The sequence below is a fragment of the Thalassotalea agariperforans genome (genome assembly GCF_053470345.1).
Genome location: NZ_JBQMWH010000006.1, coordinates 19,589 through 35,483, shown reverse-complemented (window position 1 = coordinate 35,483; position 15,895 = coordinate 19,589). Strand labels below are relative to the sequence as shown.

The following is a 15,895-nucleotide window of genomic DNA, read 5'->3' as shown; positions in this document are numbered from 1 at the left end:
TTATACCCGCTCTAACTTAATAGGATAAATCTGATTTGCATTCCATTGGCCAACATAAAGGTTGTCGTCGTCATCAACACAAACAGCATGGCAATGATTAAATACGTCGTAGGTGGTTTGCATTGGTGTAAGTACATCACCTTCATAATGTGGCCGAGTACCGCCGGGGTTGGATACAACTTTGTTGTCTTTATCTAAAATGGTGATAAAGCCTGAGTTTTCGGCCATTTTACCGTCAATATGTGACCAGCAAACAGGAGCATAAAAATGTTCACCTTTAAAAATTGGCCCACCAACATAAGCACCGGGTAAGTCAATGTTGCCAATTAACTTACCATCTAAAGTGTATTTTTTAAGTTTTTGTTCTCCACGGGAGCTGACTAATAAATGATGATTGTTTGGATCTCGGGTATCGACACCAATACCGTGGGTATTTTTTAAATTTAATTGTTTGTCAGTATTTTTCCAGCCACCCCAATGACGAATATATTTACCATTGTTATCGTAATGAATGACATAATCAGAACCATAACCGTCAGTAACATAAATATCGCCAGTAGGTGCTATGGTAATATCCGTTGGTTGAAAGCGCATATCTGGCGTATAAATGCCAATAGTTACCGGGTGGCCTATGGTATATACCAGCTTTCCGTCTATGGTTAACTTTGAAATAAAGCCATTTTGTCGGTACCACTTATTCTGCCATTGGTCATCAGGGCGATTTCTGTCTAGTACCCAACCACAGTCAACCACATAGAGAAAGTCTTCTCCGTTTTCAGTATTAATTTTGACAGAATGTGCACCTGGATGTTGAGTACCCCACGCATCGAGTAATTTGCCGTCTTTGTTGTAAATAACAAAGTTATTCACATCAGAATCGGTAAACATCACGATCCTATCTTTTGAGTCAATCGCTAAGCCATGACAATTTTCAACGGGTACTTTATTTCTATCTAAGTTTCCCCACAAGTAATTTACTTTGTATTTAAAGTCACCATGACCCACAATTTTTCCGTGCGGTGTTCTCGCCGCTTTTGGGATCGGCTTTGGTGGCGGTTCATGTGCACGGGTTGACGATGACATGCCAGCCATTAACAAAGTTGCACCTAATGAAGTACTCTGTTGTAAAAACTGACGTTTGTTTAAATTAACGTTTTCGTTAATGTCTTTATTTGATAAAGATGATTTAGTTAATTGGGTCATATTAAGCTCGTTATTATTCTGATGTTGGGCTAGCGTTTATTTCGGACTGGGTTAAGACTTTACTTTTGTCATAAGCAACATAATTGACATTAAGTTCACTACGTTGATTAAAGCTATTAACGGCTTCAGGCGTTACTTTTGTGTTGCTTAAGTAAAGCTTTTTAAGCGCAGGAAAGTCATCAACTAAGGTTAAAATGTCATCATCTACAGGGTTACCATAAAGGTTTAAGTAGGTGAGTTTATTAAGCTTAATTAATACAGAAATATCGTCATTGCTTAGTTGATTGTTCTCTAGCTTTAAGCGCATCAAATTTTCAAAACCGGCAATGGTTGTTAATTGGCTTGGTGTTACCTTTGTGCCTGCTAAGTTTAGCCAGACGATGTGTGATTTTATCTTGCTTAACTCAGTGATGATCTCGTCGGTAAGGGGGTTGCCTGAAATCGTTAAGTTAAGATCTAAATAAGGCAGAGTTTGAGACACTTCTTTAACGACAAAACCTAAATCACGTAGCTTATTTTTCTGTGCCTGTGAAATAGCTTGGATTTTTGGTAATGAAGCGACACTTGTCTGGTCATAAATCCCCAAGAACTGATGTAAGTTTTTCTTATCTTTTTTGGATAATGCTAGTGAAGTAACAGCGCCACTGAACGGTGCTTTGTTATCTATCCACCATTTTATAATGTTAACTTGTTCATCACTAAACGGGGTTTTGCCTTCAGCTGGCATAAATTTTTTGTCGCTGTGGTCAAGTGTTATACGTTGATATAATTCACTTTCATTAGCATTACCTGCAACGATAGTATGCCCTGAACGGCCACCTTTGGTTAAACCATCAAGCGTTGCTAAATTTAATTTTCCTTTCTGCTTATGTTCGTTATGACAACTAATGCAACGACTTTGCAACATAGGTTGCACAACATCTAAATAAACATCAGCATCAGCAAGATTTTTAATAGGTGGACGTGGTTTTGGATGTTCAGGAAAACCCAATGATACCCTAACAATATTAGGTGCTTTATCGACTAGGTAGGTTTCACCGTGGGTCATGTTAGCGCCATAATGACCGGTAGAAAATAGTACCAGTAATTGTATTGTTGCTAAGCTATAGCCAACCGTTTGATGCAGTGTAGTTGTTTTATTGGCATTAACATTTTTAAAGTAATACCAACAAATACAGCCAATGACGACAACCGATATACCAAATGAGCGATGGATAAATATGGCTTCAGGTGTATAACCTTCACCTTGCGATAACATCCAGCCTAGTACACATGCTGCTGCTGCTGAAACGGTACCCCAAAACCATACCCAATTAAATGTACTATGGCGGGGTGTTTTTTTGAAAAGGGAGTGCATTTCCATGCCCGCAGCCAGCATTAAAATACCGATAGGTAAATGCAAAACAAGAACATGAAAACGACCGAAAAATTGTATTAAATCCATTGCTTTTATAATTATGTTAATTTTTTAGTGTTTCCATAGTACAAAATCATATCCATCAAAAGAATGAATAAATATGATGTTAATTTGTATGAAATTGACTTTTCTTATGTGAAGTGTTGATTATTATGGGATGTGTGAGTTATTGTTTGTAAAAAATAAGCAGGCTTATACTATGGATATTGAACCTTATGAAACTGGCTCAGGTGGCTTTGTTTGGAAAAATATTGTTCCTGATGAGCTATTTAGCCAAGTAAAGCTGCATGCCTATTCTGCTTTTGATATGAAAATAGATGAACGCTGGGCAGGTAGCCAATTCATTAATCATTACAATCGTATTTATTATGTAAAATCGGGTGAGGCCTTATTAACTTTCAAAAATAAAGAAATTTTAATGCAGCCAGGTGGTTTATATCTGATCCCGCCGTATCAGTTACTTTCTCACCAAAGTTATGGTGAGCTACATTTTTCATGGACACACTTTCAGGCGAAACTTGATGCCGGTTTAGATTTGTTTATGCTTTATGGTTCAGCCTTTGAGGTTAAGCCCGATTTTTCTGATTTAAAAGACATTGAGTCTGCTTTTAATGAACTGATCCGGCATTGTAAAAGTGAAAAAATTAGTGCGTTATTTGAAAGAAAAAAACATTTGCTGACATTGTTAATGCCTTTTTTTAAGGAGCTGGAGCAAAATGATGCCAAATTAGGTATTAATAATACGAAGTTTCGGCATCAAAATTTATTACCGGCGCTGAGTAATATTAATCAAAATATCATGAACCCACCGGATATTAAATCCTTAGCACAATCTGTAAATTTATCGCCTGAGCATTTTTCTCGTAAATTTAAGGCGGCATTTAATGTTTCCCCCAAACGCTATATTGTTAAAAAACGGATTGCATTGGCAAAACAAAAGTTATTGGTAACACCTGACAGTATCGAAATAATCGGTGAGCAATGTGGCTTCTGCGACATATTTCATTTTTCTCGTATTTTTAAACAAGAAACGGGTAGTGCGCCATCAGAATTTCGAAAAAATTATGATGTTAGTCAGTTATTGGAAAACTAAGGTTAAGTTTATTAGATGGCCGTTAACCTGTTTTAATTTGTTGCGACTATTCGTTTGAGTGAAACCAATAGTCGCTTATTTTATTAAAGAATGTTTTTTCAGCTTGGGTGCTAATAGCCACTTTTTGCTGTTGAATAATGGTGAAATCAGGTTGTCTTAGCATTATTTCATATTGGTAGTGCTGGCCGGATTTACTGAAAAAATCAATAAAGGGCGCTTGAGTCACCCAAAAGTGCCTGCCATCATTTCTTACAATTTCTAGGTCGTAGCCTTTTAGAGTTTCATTGTTTAATTGCCAAGTTATTTCAACTTGGTTGTTGCTATTTAACTTAGCCGATAGCTCAGTAAAAACCAGCTGTTCAGTATGCCCTTTTAACTTAGATGTTAATTCAGATCTTAATTTTGGACGATCAAATGGAAATAATTCGTTTTTTACGCGTTCGTCAGTTAACGCGTTAGTTAAAAAGGCAATGATTGCGCGCCGTTGGTTTTCTCTAAATTGAAAGTCGTATTTTTCACCTGAAGGAAGTTGGCTTGCCATATCTTTAAATGGGACATTGGCGTACGCGTCAAATACTTGATCTAAGTTTGAAAACTGGCCTGTGTGCATGTAAGTTGTTTTTAACCCGACATTACGTAAACTTGGTACTTTCATGGCACCAATATCTTTATCGTTGAGGCTAACGTTTTGCCGTCCTTTATCTGTATTGCGTCCTTTAATACCAATATTATAAAATTTATTGTCGGTAAATAGTGGTGGGGTATGGCAAGTTTGACAACCGCTTTGTTTAAAATATTCCCAACCTAAATTCTCTAAATATGGTAGTTCTGCTTCTCCTTTCATGGCTTTATCCCATAATGTTTGGTTGGCAATTAAACTTCTTTCATAGTTTGCAATCGCCATAGCAATGCGAGTTATATTGATCGTATCATCACCAAAAGCGGCTTTGAATAATTCAGAATAATTAGGGTGTTTTTTTAATTGTGCTCGGATATCGTCGGGAAAGTTATCAGCGAGGGCAAGTGGCTTAGAATAGGTTAATTTATTGATTATCTCGCTCGGTAACTGGCCTTGTTTGGCCATTTCGACAGAGCTTGTTAACGGACCTAGTGCTTGATTTTCTAAAGCGCCGCCATAAGGAATAACAATAGAGTTATCGTCAGGACCAATAAATTTACTTTTTGCTCTACCATCCCAAAATAATTCATTAGCCCAAAGTGCTAAGAAAAAGGGTTGGGCACTTCGGTCGGTCACCTGCTGATTATTACCATAAATAGGGTGTTTAATAATCCCCCCTAAATGATCACGACTAACGACACCAATACTACCAATAACATCATCTTTTGTGTTTAATTGATTATCAAAACCTGGGGCAAGGCCTAAGCGCTTATCTGCGCCAGAAAAAGCGGGTAAATGGCATGAACCACATGCGATGGAATTGTCGGTGGCAAGCTGTTCCTCCCAAAATAATATTTTACCTAAAATGCGTTTATTTTCATTTTTAGGGTTAGCATTTGGATAAATCACCTTAGGCAGTTCATAAGACGTGGCTAAGGTGATATTTACCCCAAATGTCGCTAAAACAAGTAGAAGGCAACTAACAATATTAATTAAGTTTTTTGCCATGAATTTTAGCGTTTTTGCGTTTCTAGCTGGTGAAAAAACTGCAAAGTTTTAGCGACATTTTTGTGCCAATATGGCCATTCATGTGCGCCTGCTAAAGCTTCAAAATCATGGGGAATAGCTAATTCAGTCATTGTATTTACTAAGCTGAGGTTGCTTTGATATAAGGTATCATCGGTGCCACAGTCAAAGCGAATAGGGGGCAAAGTATGGCTATTTTTAGTTAACCAATAAGATAAATTAGCTTCTTGTTCATCTTGGCATTGATAATCATCAACTGGATTTTCAATAAATTGCTGTAAATCTGCTAATGAGGTAACAGATGAATGTGCCGAAATTCCACTGAAAATGTCAGGATATTTAACGCCGAGTCTCAGTGCACCGTAACCACCCATAGATAAGCCAGAAATATAAACGGGACTATTTTCTGATGCTTGGTCAATATTTGCTTTTACCGTATTAATGACATCATCTACGATCCAACCATCATAGTTCCCATGTTCATTTAAGGGAAGATAGCCAGAGCCATCCCATAAGCCCCCATCAGATGGCATCACTAAGATAAATTCAGATAAACCTTGTGCTCTTAATTGTTCATAAACTAGGTGGACACCACCAAGATCCATCCACACCCAATGAGAGCCATAAACACCATGCAATAATACAACAATAGGAATGTCTTTATTATCACTTGACTGGTGATAAACACTGACATCATGACGGCTTTGCAGATAACTACTATGAATGGTAAACGTAGTTGTGTTTTTTCGACTGTAATCTGGGTTAGATTTTTCTAATCTTAAAACAGCCATAAGTTACTCACTGTCATCAATAATAATTACACCTTTAGCTATCCGACCATTAAGCATGTCATCAAAGCCTTGGGCAAGGGTTTCAAGCGTGTAGGTTTTGGTGACCAGTTCATCAAGTTTCATGGTGCCATTATCATATAACGCTAAAATGCGAGTAAAGTCTCGTTCAGGGTTACACATACCATAGAGTGGGTTGATATATATTTTATCCCATTCAAATAATTCACAGTCAAAATCAATGCGTTGCTCAATGCCGCTCACTTGAACTGCTGTACCTGCATTTCTTGTTAGGGTTAATGGTGCCGAACCAAGGGCTGGAATTGCGGTACATTCAAATGCATAATCAGCACCACGATTATTGGTTAGGGCATAAACTTGTGCTTTAACATTAACAAAATCTGTATCGTTTTTATCGGCAATAATGCCATGGGTAGCGCCAAACGATTTTGCTTGCTCTAAACGTTCTTCGTTGATGTCGATAGCAATAATTATAGTGGCTCCTGATTGCTTAGCGCCTTGAATCGCATTTAAACCAACACCACCACAACCAATAACACAGACACTTGAGCCAACATGAACTTTAGCCGCATTTACTACCGAACCCCAACCGGTCATAACACCACAGCCAACAATTGATGCCGCTTGGTATGAAATGTTACTATCAATTTTCACAACCGCTTGTGCTTTAACCACGGCATATTCACACATAGTACCTAAATGAAAAGAGCGTTCTATTGGGGTGTTGTTGTGTAAACTACTATCGATATGCGCGTGTCCTTCAAGCTCACAACCACAAACAGGAGAGTTGGTTTCACAAATATGAAGATTGCCTTCTTGGCATTGAAAACATTGACCACAAGGAATAGCCCAATTAAGAATTACTTTATCACCAACACTTAAACCATCAACGCCAGCACCAACAGCATCAATAACACCTGCGCCTTCATGACCAACAATAAATTCTTTATTCCAATTTTGTACTGAATCCCAATCGGTATGACAAATACCGGCGGCTTTAATTTTTACTCTCACTTCGTTTTCAGCGGGATCGGCAACTGTTATGTGAGTTAATTGATAATCACCTTGTCCGTTTGAAATTATCGCTTTGGCTTGTTTCATGTTTTTACTCAATAAAATTTCTGTACCTTAATTCAATCATGTAAGTTTAACTACTTCTATTATAAATTGAGGATAAAGTATTAAATATATGCTCATCATCGTATCAGTAATGGTGTTAATTTGTTTTTTATATCATTATAATGATTTTTCGGTGTTTGAATAAGAGGGCTTAATGATGCGAAATGTTTACTGTGAACCTTTTTGTATAGAGCGTGGTCACCAGTTTGATATTCATCATGTAAGTTATCAAAAAAATCAGCCTTATAGTTGTTTTATGCATTTTCATGAAGTGCATGAATTTATCATTTTTGACGAAATTGAAGGTAGTTATTTTTATAATTTAGGGCAAACATCATTACAAAACCATGATATTATTTTTACACCTGCACTTGAGGCACATGACTTCAAACTAAGCCCTAGCGCAAAATCTTGGCATATTGTTCAAATTTTACCTGAGTATTTTCAATCAGAAGGTTTAGCCTTTTGCGAAAATTTTTTCAAACGAGGTATGCAGTTACGAATACCCGTTGCAGAGCGTGAAAATATTAAGTTGCAAGTGAGGTGGTTGTTAGAAAGCTATCAACAAGATCCGCTTAGTCAAAAAAGTCTGACATTGTTAAAACTGTTGATACTATGGATAGCAGAACATAGCAAACCTGTACAACAAGCGGATGTTAGTAGCTTAAATCAATCGGCAGGTTACGAAAAGTTGTTACCCGTAATCAACTATTTTCGCCAACGTGACAATGTTGATTTAACGATGGTAGATGGTGCAGCTATGTGTTTTATGTCGCCGTCACATTTCTCTCGGCAGTTTAAGAAAGTTTTTCGGGTAAGTTATTCTGAATACCTATTACGACATAAGTTGTATCAAGCGGCACGACAATTGAGTTTGGGTAAAGAATCGATAACGGATATCAGTTATAATTTAAACTTTTCTAGTCCGTCGCATTTTATTGCCCAGTTTAAAAAACAATTTGGTAATACGCCGCTACAATATCAAAAGCATTTGTTTGATAAAAAAGTTAGCTAATAAGTATAGAAAAGCGTAGTTAATTACATTCTAAAACTTTATTGCTATGCTCAATGTTCACTTCGGTACAAATTAAGATTTGATGATGACAGGTTCCCGATATTTATGATTAGATTTTTTTGTTTTATGTCTCTTTTGTTCATGCTTAGCTTATCAAGTACCGCAAAGGCTAATGATTCTTGTGAGATGACCATTAAACATCCGATGCTTGAATCGTCAAAAGATAATTTAATTTTCAAATTATTTAGCTTATCAATTAGTAAAGTCACTACAAAAGTATGTTACGAACAGCTCAACACGGTAATGAGTGAAGCAAGAAAGTCGAAATCTATAGAAAAAGGTTTTATTGATGTGCAATGGGCGAGTGCGGACTCTTTTGCAAATGATCTTTTAATACCGGTTAATATTCCGATCTTTAAAGGCATACTCGGTTACCGAATATTTGTTATTCGAAAAAACGATCAACATTTATTTGAAAATGTTAATAGCTTGAGTGATTTACAAAAGTTTATTGCTGGACAAGGTAAATTTTGGGGTGATACTAAAGTATTAGAACATGCCGGATTACCTGTTGTAACTTCTACGCGGGGAAGGCACCTTTGGCAAATGTTAGCGTCAAAGCGTTTTGACTATTTACCCCTAGCGATACATGAGCCTTGGCAAGATCTAAAAATAAGACCCGAGCTGGATTTAGTTGTAGAAAAGAATTTAATGCTCGTTTATCCAATGGCGTTATTTTTTTATGTTAATAAAGACAATGAAAAATTATACCAATACCTAGAACAAGGTATGCGTATGGCCATTAAAGATGGCAGTTATGATGCCATATTGAAATCTTCTGAAATGATAAAATCAGCAGCTAAATACGCTAATATAGAGACCAGAAAGATCATTTATATCAATAACCCTGATATTAATAATGCAAATCATATTAGTGATTATAAAAAGCAAACTGAAGAGTTGTTACGCTTAATTACCCATTGAAACTAGTTGATCATATTACAACAGCTGTTTATTTCTTGCTAAATACTTTTAATCGTAACTGCTCTAATTTATTTAACGTTGCGTCTATGTCTGGGTTATTAATAAAGTCGACAAGTATTTCAGGTGTTATTCCAGAAAATTCTATATTCATTTCTCTATCGAAATACTGAATTCCTCCCGGTGATGCATTGATAATTTCACTTGAAATTTTCACACTAGGATCCGTTGCAGGCTGACTAAGCTTGATTGCAGGTATGTGCTGTTGTGCTTCGACATAAGCTAATTGAAACGCTTCTGTGGTGATAAAATTAAGTACCTTTATTACTTCACTACTTAAATGTGTGTAGGTTGGAACAATAAATACATCTACAGGCGTTACGGTATAATTAGGAATAGCTGCATTTATCACAGGAAACTCAGCGATACCAATATCATCGACATTTTTAAAGTGAACCTGTTCTGGCAAACTATGTGATAATGACATGGCACTATATCCCCTTAATATTGACGGAAAAACTTCCCAAGTAGAATGCTGTTCATGGTCTTTATTAAAACATTTATTATCGATTAGCTCTTTCAGGTGTTCGAATGTAGACCTAACGCGATCATCTAAAAAAGAATGTTTTCCTGACAGTAAGCTTTTATAAAAAGCTAAACCATGTAAACGTAAATTTAAATAATCAAACCAGCCATGCAGTACCCATGGTGTGGTTTTTGTGCCGATAGCAAACATGCTGATGTTTTTTTGATTTAAACTGTTACATGTTTTAATCATCTGATCCCAAGTTGTGGGTACTTGAATATCTAACTTTTTGAATAATGATTTACGGTAATATAGGGTATACAGATTAGTTGAAATTGGCACAGCATAAAATTTTTCTCTAAACTTTGCTGTGTTCAATATGGTCTTTGGAAAATGATGACGGTTTGGGTTATTTTGCCAAAATTCAGTGAGATCATGAATTAAACCTTGTTGGGCATACTTATCCACTCGTGAGCCACCAAACCACCAGATAATATTTGCTCCTTTGCCTTGTTTGACCCAGTCATCAACAATTTTATAATAATTATCGACACCTCGAGAAGGGAGTAACTCAACTCTAACTTCAGGATGTTTGATATTAAAGGCATTCAACATATCCTGTACTTTGTCTTTATGCTCACCGCCATCAGCATGTATCGATATTGTTATCACTGTTTCTGTTGTTATTTTTGTATTAACCGCACAGACACTTCTAGGAAGAAGTAGGAGAATAAAAAATATAATAATCGCTTTGAAAAAGCGGTGTGGGTGTGTGAAAGGTATAATCAATCCAAAGACTACTAAATAATGTATTGGTTTAACAAATATAGAGCATCTCTAATGTTTTACTAAATTAAAACACGCTCTAGCTATAACATTAAAAATCCTATATACACTGAAAAAACAGCTAAAACATAAGAATTATAAATGTCCGGTTATATAAACAAATTAGAACTAAAAAACAAGGCACGCTATTAACACGTGCCCTGATAATTAAGTCTACCACTAAATAAAGCTTATAAAAATAGATTATCTAATGTTAAATCAATCTCGTTATTTTCGAGGTTTTCTTTATTTATATTTAGATTGGATTTTAGTGCTTTAGTACCTAATACATAGGCTTTAGCGTGATTAACGGCATCAACAGATAACAAGGTATCGCCTTTAAAGTACCAGACAGAAAACTTAGCTAAAGGTGCGTTATCAATATCAGTATCACTGTCACGTTCTTTACGTAAAATTAGATTATCGTAATCTGTCGCTAGCCCAACCATTTGTAATTTTATGTCATATTGATCTGACCAAAACCAGGGTAATGCATCATAGTGTGTCGGTTTTTGACAAATTGATGCGGCCGCAACTTTTGATTGGTCTACTGCATTTTGCACCGACTCTAATCGTAACCATCGATCATATTGTTGATTATGGTGGAAAGCACAATCACCAATAGCATAAATATTGTGATCATTGGTTTGGCATTGTTCGTTAACTTTTATGCCATTTGCTATGGTTAAACCGGCGGCTTGTGCTAATTCTTGATTAACTCGTACTCCGACACCAACAATAATTATATCTGCAGGGTATTGGCTCTGATCACCACAAACAACGGTCAACTCTTGGTTAGACTCTTCAATCGCCGTGACATTTTGTTCAGTTTTAATTGTGACATTATGATCTGCATGTAACTGAGCAAAAAATTCAGACATTTGTGGTGAGGTCACACGTGCAAGTAATCGTGTTTCCCGTTCAAGGACGGTAACATCGCCCCCCATTTTTTTGAGAGAGGCCGCTGTTTCTAAGCCAATATAACCACCACCAATGACCACCACGCGTTTTTTACTGCTGGCGCTGAAGGCTTGACGAATTTGTTCAACGTCACTTTTATTGCGCAAGGTAAAGACATTAGATGCTGTATCAATACCGGTTACTGGTGGAATAAATGGTCGGGCACCAGCAGCAATAATTAATTTGTTGTATGGTAACTGCTCACCATTTTCCAATATTACTGCTGTGTCATTTCGGTTAATTTCACAAACTTTTTGGCCAAATATTAGCTCAATATTATTTTTCTGATAACTTGCTTCAGGCTTTAATGTTGCAGGCGCTTTATCACTATCTTCTGTTAAATATGCTTTTGACAAAGGGGGGCGATGATAGGGTAAAGCGGTGTCACTATCGACCAGCTTTATTTTTCCTTGCCAGCCTTCTTTACGTAAAGCAAAGGCGGCACTAACGCCGGCGTGGCTAGCACCTATAATGATACAAGTTTGCTCTAAAGCTTGATCTGTTGACATGTTTTATTCCTAACCTGTTGTTGAGCGGTAACGTTTATTTGCTATATTAACCTGAATTCGGTTTAAGCCATTTTGCTCAATAACGCTATTTAAGCGCCTATTTTCGTTATTTTTCGTTCTAATAGCTGGCTATTAGTACGAAAAACGCCTAGATATCCACTTAAATTTCATCATTGAGCCTAAGATAAATTAGGTGCAACAAAATAAGTACGTAAACTGTTAAATTATTGATTATAAATCAGACTGTTACAAAACCCATTAATCCGAGTTCAGGTTATATTATTCGGCGACAGTTAATACAACACCATCAATGGCATCATTAACTTCTATTTGACAGCAAAGGCGACTAAATTCATTAGCGTTGTCGTCTAGCTCTAACATGTCTTGTTCAATTTCGCTTGCAGGACCAATTTTATCAAGATCTTGTGCAGCAACATGTACATGACAAGTTGCGCATGAGCACACGCCACCGCAATCGCCATCAATACCTGGAATGTTGTTTTCTACGGCAAGTTCCATTACTGAACCTGAGTCTGCTTCTACCGTAATTTCATCACTGTCTGTTGTAATAAATGTAATTTTTGCCATTATCGTGTCTCTTTATTAATCGTTGTTATTTTAAATAAACTGAACTTGGGTTAAATAGATTAGTTTTTACCGTTTAGGGTAACCGTTAAACTATGAAATCCTACTTTTCGTTGAAAATGTTGTAAATCTTCAATATTTTCTTCACAGCCATGTAGGCTTATTGAGTCAACTTTTTCAGCTAATACTTCAATTAAAGTATTAAGTAATTGCCTTGCGTGGGTAGCACCTAAACAGTTGTGATGACTAAAACCAAAACCAACATGTGGGTTTAATTTTCTGTCTAAAACAATTTCATCAGGCTGTTCAAATACTTTGGCATCTCGGTTTGCTGATGCCCAGCATAATGAAATTCGGCTATCGGCTTTAACAGCGTGTTCACAAACTTGGGTGTCTTCTGTTACCACACGGCCCATATGAGTTAGTGGTGAAAAATAACGAATAAATTCTTCTACCGCTTTACCTCTGATTTCTGGCTCTACTTTTAGACGATGCAGTGATTCTGGATGTTCTGAAAAGTAAGCAATAGTATTGGTAACCGCATTAATAATAGTATCTCTACCACCGGCAAAGGTTAAAATCATCACACCTTTGACTTCTTCTTTGGTTAATTTTTTACCATTTACTTCAGACGCTAGCAGTACCGAGTATAAATCTTCACCAGGGTTGGCGATGGCAAGGTCTATTTGCTTGTCTATATAGTCATATAAAATATTGGCTTTACTTGCATCTAGGGCGCTATCTTCACTTCTAAAAACATGCGTCCCCCAGCCAATCCAAGTTTCTGCCTCATAGTAAGGGGTGTTAAGCAGTAAAGTTAAGGCGCGAGATTGTAGTATTAATGCAAACTCTTCTACTATTTCAACTGATGGTTTGTTTAAAACGGCATCAACAATGGTATTTACTTCGGCGCGCAATTTATCTTGATAGTCTTGCTCTAATGGGCGCTTAAACCATGGGTCTAACAAAGCTCTAAAATTACCATGCTCAGGAGGGTCAACTTCGAAAGGAATTTGTCTGGTGTCACGAATATTAACTTCTGATGGTACAACAATTCGACCAGGGACAGCACCTGATTGAAACGTTTTCCAGTTGTGAGCACATTTTCTAACGTCTTTTAATCCTAATACCATAGTAACAGGATCATTTTGATCATCTATTTCACTCACCCCTTGGTTTTCTCTTGTTACTTTAAAAGGATCAGCTAATGTACTTTTATCCATAATATTCATCTTTAGTTAGCAAGTAATAACATCATTTTATTGTAGTTAATTTGCTATAAATAGTGATTATTACGAAAAAAATATTAAATATATGCTTTAATTGTTAACTTGAGATATAAAAAAGCCATCTTAATGATGGCTTAATTGAAATGCAGATTATGCAGACCAATTTAGAATGGCATCATCTTCTACTTTTTCTAATGGGCGATAAACCAATGAGTTTTCTTTAAAAGGTTTTGCACTTTCTGCGCAATATGCTGGGATCATCACCCAACGTGGATCGGCAGAACGATTTTGATTAGATTTATGTAATAAATTACAGTGGAAAAATAACGTATCACCCGGCTCTAATTCCACATTAATTAACTCATGGTGTTTCATGGCTTCTTCTACAAATACCATATCAGCACCTTTTTGATCACCTGTTTTACTGTGGTTAATTCTACCGATGTGATGTGAGCCTTTTAATACTTGTAAACACCCATTTTCGATAGTCGCTTTATTAATGGCGATCATACAGCTTAGTAACTTAGGGTAAAGATGATAATTATCTGTTGCCCAGTAACCATAATCTTGGTGCCATTCCCATGCACCACCAACAAATGGTTCTTTCATCATAATTTTTGATGAAGTATGAAATACCGGCTCATCAAAAATTTTCTCTGCTGAATCAACTAAACGGCGACCACGTGAAAACATGCTATAAAAGTCGTCACCTAAATCTTGCCATAACGATACTTTACTTACCGTACCTGAAGCATCTTTTTTGTCCCAAGCATTTTTGTATAAGTTTTCATCATTAAAGGCTTTTTCTTGTAAACGGCTAATTTCAGCTTCGTTATAAAATTGTTTTACGATGACATAACCGTCACGGTGGAAGTCGGCAACTTGTTCATCTGTCAGTATCATTTTGCTCATATTCGTACCTATATAACATTGTTAGTATTTGTTGAATGTTAACAATATTAATCAGGGTAATTTAATAAATCAATAATTATTTAAATATAAATATAATATTTTTATTTGAATTTTGGTTTTGAGTTTATAACTACTTGATTGTTTTAGTTAATCGTTTTTTTATGAGAAAAAATATTTTTAAGGTATAAAATTTAAGCTGATTGATAAGTGTATTTTCACAGCTTAAATTACGTTATCGTTTTTTAGGCAAAAAAAAAGCGCGATGTTAAATCGCGCTTTTAGAGATATTATTTTTGGGATATTAAAAGATAGAATATAAACTATTTGATATTAGCTTTAACGGCTTTAACGGCCTTAGCTGTATCACCTTCACGTAGTGAATTTAATATTTCTCTATGTTCATCTACACAAGCAGCGCTTGATTGAATACGTTTATAATTTAAACGCATACGCATTACGTACGGATACCAAATATTAACTAATTCATCCCCACCAGCTTTATAGATAAGGTAGTTATGGAAGGAGATATCAATTTTAGTTACTTCTGTATAATCTTCTGAGTCAAAAGCCGATTGCAGATCGTCAAGAATAGCATCTAACTCGTTAAAATCTTTTTCAGTTAATTGACCTTTGAGCTGCTCGATGGCAAATGTTTCAATATTACGACGTAAATTAATCATCAATTTTTGCATTTTAGGATCTAAAACACTATTAACCGATGCACCGCAATTATTTTTCGAAACCAGCAAACCTTCTTTAGTTAACTGTAAAATAACATCTCGGATAGGACCACGTGATAAGCCAAAACGCTGTGCTAATTCTTGCTCTTTTAATTTTGTTTCCGGCGGCATAGCACCAGAAATGATATCAGAACGTAATTCATTTGCGATTTGATCTTTTATGGTTAGGATTTTTTTTGGTCTTGCTCCAGCCATAATAACTCCTCAATAAACAATTAACTCCATCATAGCGAGTTTGGCAAATATTGCAAATAGAATATTGTTCACATATGACAATTTTTGATAGCGTTAACAGTCTTATAAATTAAGGGGTTAATAAATCATTGT

General features: G+C 36.1%; 14 protein-coding genes. 3 read left to right on the top strand and 11 right to left on the bottom strand.

Going from position 1 to position 15,895, the window contains the following annotated elements:
* On the bottom strand, positions 1-1,203 hold the full coding sequence (locus ACSLUO_RS10000) for an NHL repeat-containing protein (RefSeq protein WP_448248390.1): 1,203 nt from the start codon (positions 1,201-1,203) through the stop codon (positions 1-3).
* A gap of 13 nt (positions 1,204-1,216) precedes the next feature.
* The gene (locus tag ACSLUO_RS09995) at positions 1,217-2,647 is read right to left on the bottom strand and encodes a c-type cytochrome domain-containing protein (RefSeq protein WP_448248389.1); all 1,431 of its coding nucleotides are present in this window, start codon (positions 2,645-2,647) and stop codon (positions 1,217-1,219) included.
* 172 nt (positions 2,648-2,819) lie between these two features.
* On the opposite strand from ACSLUO_RS09995, the gene ACSLUO_RS09990 reads away from it, so the two are divergent.
* Positions 2,820-3,713 (top strand): helix-turn-helix domain-containing protein, encoded by an 894-nt coding sequence (locus ACSLUO_RS09990; RefSeq protein WP_448248388.1) that lies wholly within the window; start codon positions 2,820-2,822, stop codon positions 3,711-3,713.
* Between the two features lie 46 nt (positions 3,714-3,759).
* Here ACSLUO_RS09990 and ACSLUO_RS09985 read toward each other — a convergent pair whose 3' ends face one another.
* The 3 genes from ACSLUO_RS09985 to ACSLUO_RS09975 are packed head-to-tail and all read right to left on the bottom strand — an operon-like array spanning position 3,760 to position 7,268.
* The gene (locus ACSLUO_RS09985; protein WP_448248387.1) at positions 3,760-5,340 is read right to left on the bottom strand and encodes a cytochrome-c peroxidase; all 1,581 of its coding nucleotides are present in this window, start codon (positions 5,338-5,340) and stop codon (positions 3,760-3,762) included.
* Positions 5,341-5,345: 5 nt separating this feature from the next.
* Positions 5,346-6,149, bottom strand: coding sequence for an alpha/beta hydrolase (locus tag ACSLUO_RS09980; RefSeq protein ID WP_448248386.1), 804 nt, complete (start codon positions 6,147-6,149; stop codon positions 5,346-5,348).
* A 3-nt stretch (positions 6,150-6,152) separates the two neighbouring features.
* Positions 6,153-7,268: a Zn-dependent alcohol dehydrogenase gene (locus ACSLUO_RS09975; protein WP_448248385.1), complete on the bottom strand. Its 1,116-nt coding sequence runs from the start codon at positions 7,266-7,268 to the stop codon at positions 6,153-6,155.
* Positions 7,269-7,440: 172 nt separating this feature from the next.
* On the opposite strand from ACSLUO_RS09975, the gene ACSLUO_RS09970 reads away from it, so the two are divergent.
* Both ACSLUO_RS09970 and ACSLUO_RS09965 read left to right on the top strand, forming a co-directional pair.
* On the top strand, positions 7,441-8,301 hold the full coding sequence (locus tag ACSLUO_RS09970) for a helix-turn-helix transcriptional regulator (protein WP_448248384.1): 861 nt from the start codon (positions 7,441-7,443) through the stop codon (positions 8,299-8,301).
* 186 nt (positions 8,302-8,487) lie between these two features.
* On the top strand, positions 8,488-9,285 hold the full coding sequence (locus ACSLUO_RS09965; RefSeq protein ID WP_448248383.1) for a transporter substrate-binding domain-containing protein: 798 nt from the start codon (positions 8,488-8,490) through the stop codon (positions 9,283-9,285).
* A gap of 28 nt (positions 9,286-9,313) precedes the next feature.
* Here the strand turns inward: ACSLUO_RS09965 and ACSLUO_RS09960 are convergent, their stop codons facing one another.
* The 6 genes from ACSLUO_RS09960 to ACSLUO_RS09935 all read right to left on the bottom strand — a co-directional run bounded on the left by ACSLUO_RS09960 (position 9,314) and on the right by ACSLUO_RS09935 (position 15,763).
* A complete protein-coding gene (locus tag ACSLUO_RS09960) occupies positions 9,314-10,480 on the bottom strand; it encodes an ABC transporter substrate-binding protein (RefSeq protein ID WP_448248382.1) in 1,167 nt (388 codons plus the stop codon).
* Positions 10,481-10,824: 344 nt separating this feature from the next.
* A complete protein-coding gene (locus ACSLUO_RS09955; protein WP_448248381.1) occupies positions 10,825-12,102 on the bottom strand; it encodes an NAD(P)/FAD-dependent oxidoreductase in 1,278 nt (425 codons plus the stop codon).
* Positions 12,103-12,381: 279 nt separating this feature from the next.
* The gene (locus ACSLUO_RS09950; RefSeq protein ID WP_448248380.1) at positions 12,382-12,690 is read right to left on the bottom strand and encodes a 2Fe-2S iron-sulfur cluster-binding protein; all 309 of its coding nucleotides are present in this window, start codon (positions 12,688-12,690) and stop codon (positions 12,382-12,384) included.
* Between the two features lie 59 nt (positions 12,691-12,749).
* On the bottom strand, positions 12,750-13,910 hold the full coding sequence (locus ACSLUO_RS09945) for a cytochrome P450 (protein ID WP_448248379.1): 1,161 nt from the start codon (positions 13,908-13,910) through the stop codon (positions 12,750-12,752).
* A 156-nt stretch (positions 13,911-14,066) separates the two neighbouring features.
* Positions 14,067-14,828: a phytanoyl-CoA dioxygenase family protein gene (locus tag ACSLUO_RS09940; protein ID WP_448248378.1), complete on the bottom strand. Its 762-nt coding sequence runs from the start codon at positions 14,826-14,828 to the stop codon at positions 14,067-14,069.
* 320 nt (positions 14,829-15,148) lie between these two features.
* Positions 15,149-15,763 (bottom strand): GntR family transcriptional regulator, encoded by a 615-nt coding sequence (locus tag ACSLUO_RS09935; protein ID WP_448248377.1) that lies wholly within the window; start codon positions 15,761-15,763, stop codon positions 15,149-15,151.
* Between the last annotated feature and the right edge of the window lie 132 nt (positions 15,764-15,895).

Bases quoted from the DNA above. Each gene is read 5' to 3' on its own strand.
- ACSLUO_RS09980 (WP_448248386.1), bottom strand. From the start codon at position 6,149: ATGGCTGTTTTAAGATTAGAAAAATCTAACCCAGATTACAGTCGAAAA.
- ACSLUO_RS09995 (WP_448248389.1), bottom strand. From the start codon at position 2,647: ATGGATTTAATACAATTTTTCGGTCGTTTTCATGTTCTTGTTTTGCAT.
- ACSLUO_RS09935 (WP_448248377.1), bottom strand. From the start codon at position 15,763: ATGGCTGGAGCAAGACCAAAAAAAATCCTAACCATAAAAGATCAAATC.
- ACSLUO_RS09940 (WP_448248378.1), bottom strand. From the start codon at position 14,828: ATGAGCAAAATGATACTGACAGATGAACAAGTTGCCGACTTCCACCGT.
- ACSLUO_RS09985 (WP_448248387.1), bottom strand. From the start codon at position 5,340: ATGGCAAAAAACTTAATTAATATTGTTAGTTGCCTTCTACTTGTTTTA.
- ACSLUO_RS09955 (WP_448248381.1), bottom strand. From the start codon at position 12,102: ATGTCAACAGATCAAGCTTTAGAGCAAACTTGTATCATTATAGGTGCT.
- ACSLUO_RS09950 (WP_448248380.1), bottom strand. From the start codon at position 12,690: ATGGCAAAAATTACATTTATTACAACAGACAGTGATGAAATTACGGTA.
- ACSLUO_RS09945 (WP_448248379.1), bottom strand. From the start codon at position 13,910: ATGGATAAAAGTACATTAGCTGATCCTTTTAAAGTAACAAGAGAAAAC.
- ACSLUO_RS10000 (WP_448248390.1), bottom strand. From the start codon at position 1,203: ATGACCCAATTAACTAAATCATCTTTATCAAATAAAGACATTAACGAA.
- ACSLUO_RS09965 (WP_448248383.1), top strand. From the start codon at position 8,488: ATGACCATTAAACATCCGATGCTTGAATCGTCAAAAGATAATTTAATT.
- ACSLUO_RS09990 (WP_448248388.1), top strand. From the start codon at position 2,820: ATGGATATTGAACCTTATGAAACTGGCTCAGGTGGCTTTGTTTGGAAA.
- ACSLUO_RS09975 (WP_448248385.1), bottom strand. From the start codon at position 7,268: ATGAAACAAGCCAAAGCGATAATTTCAAACGGACAAGGTGATTATCAA.
- ACSLUO_RS09970 (WP_448248384.1), top strand. From the start codon at position 7,441: ATGATGCGAAATGTTTACTGTGAACCTTTTTGTATAGAGCGTGGTCAC.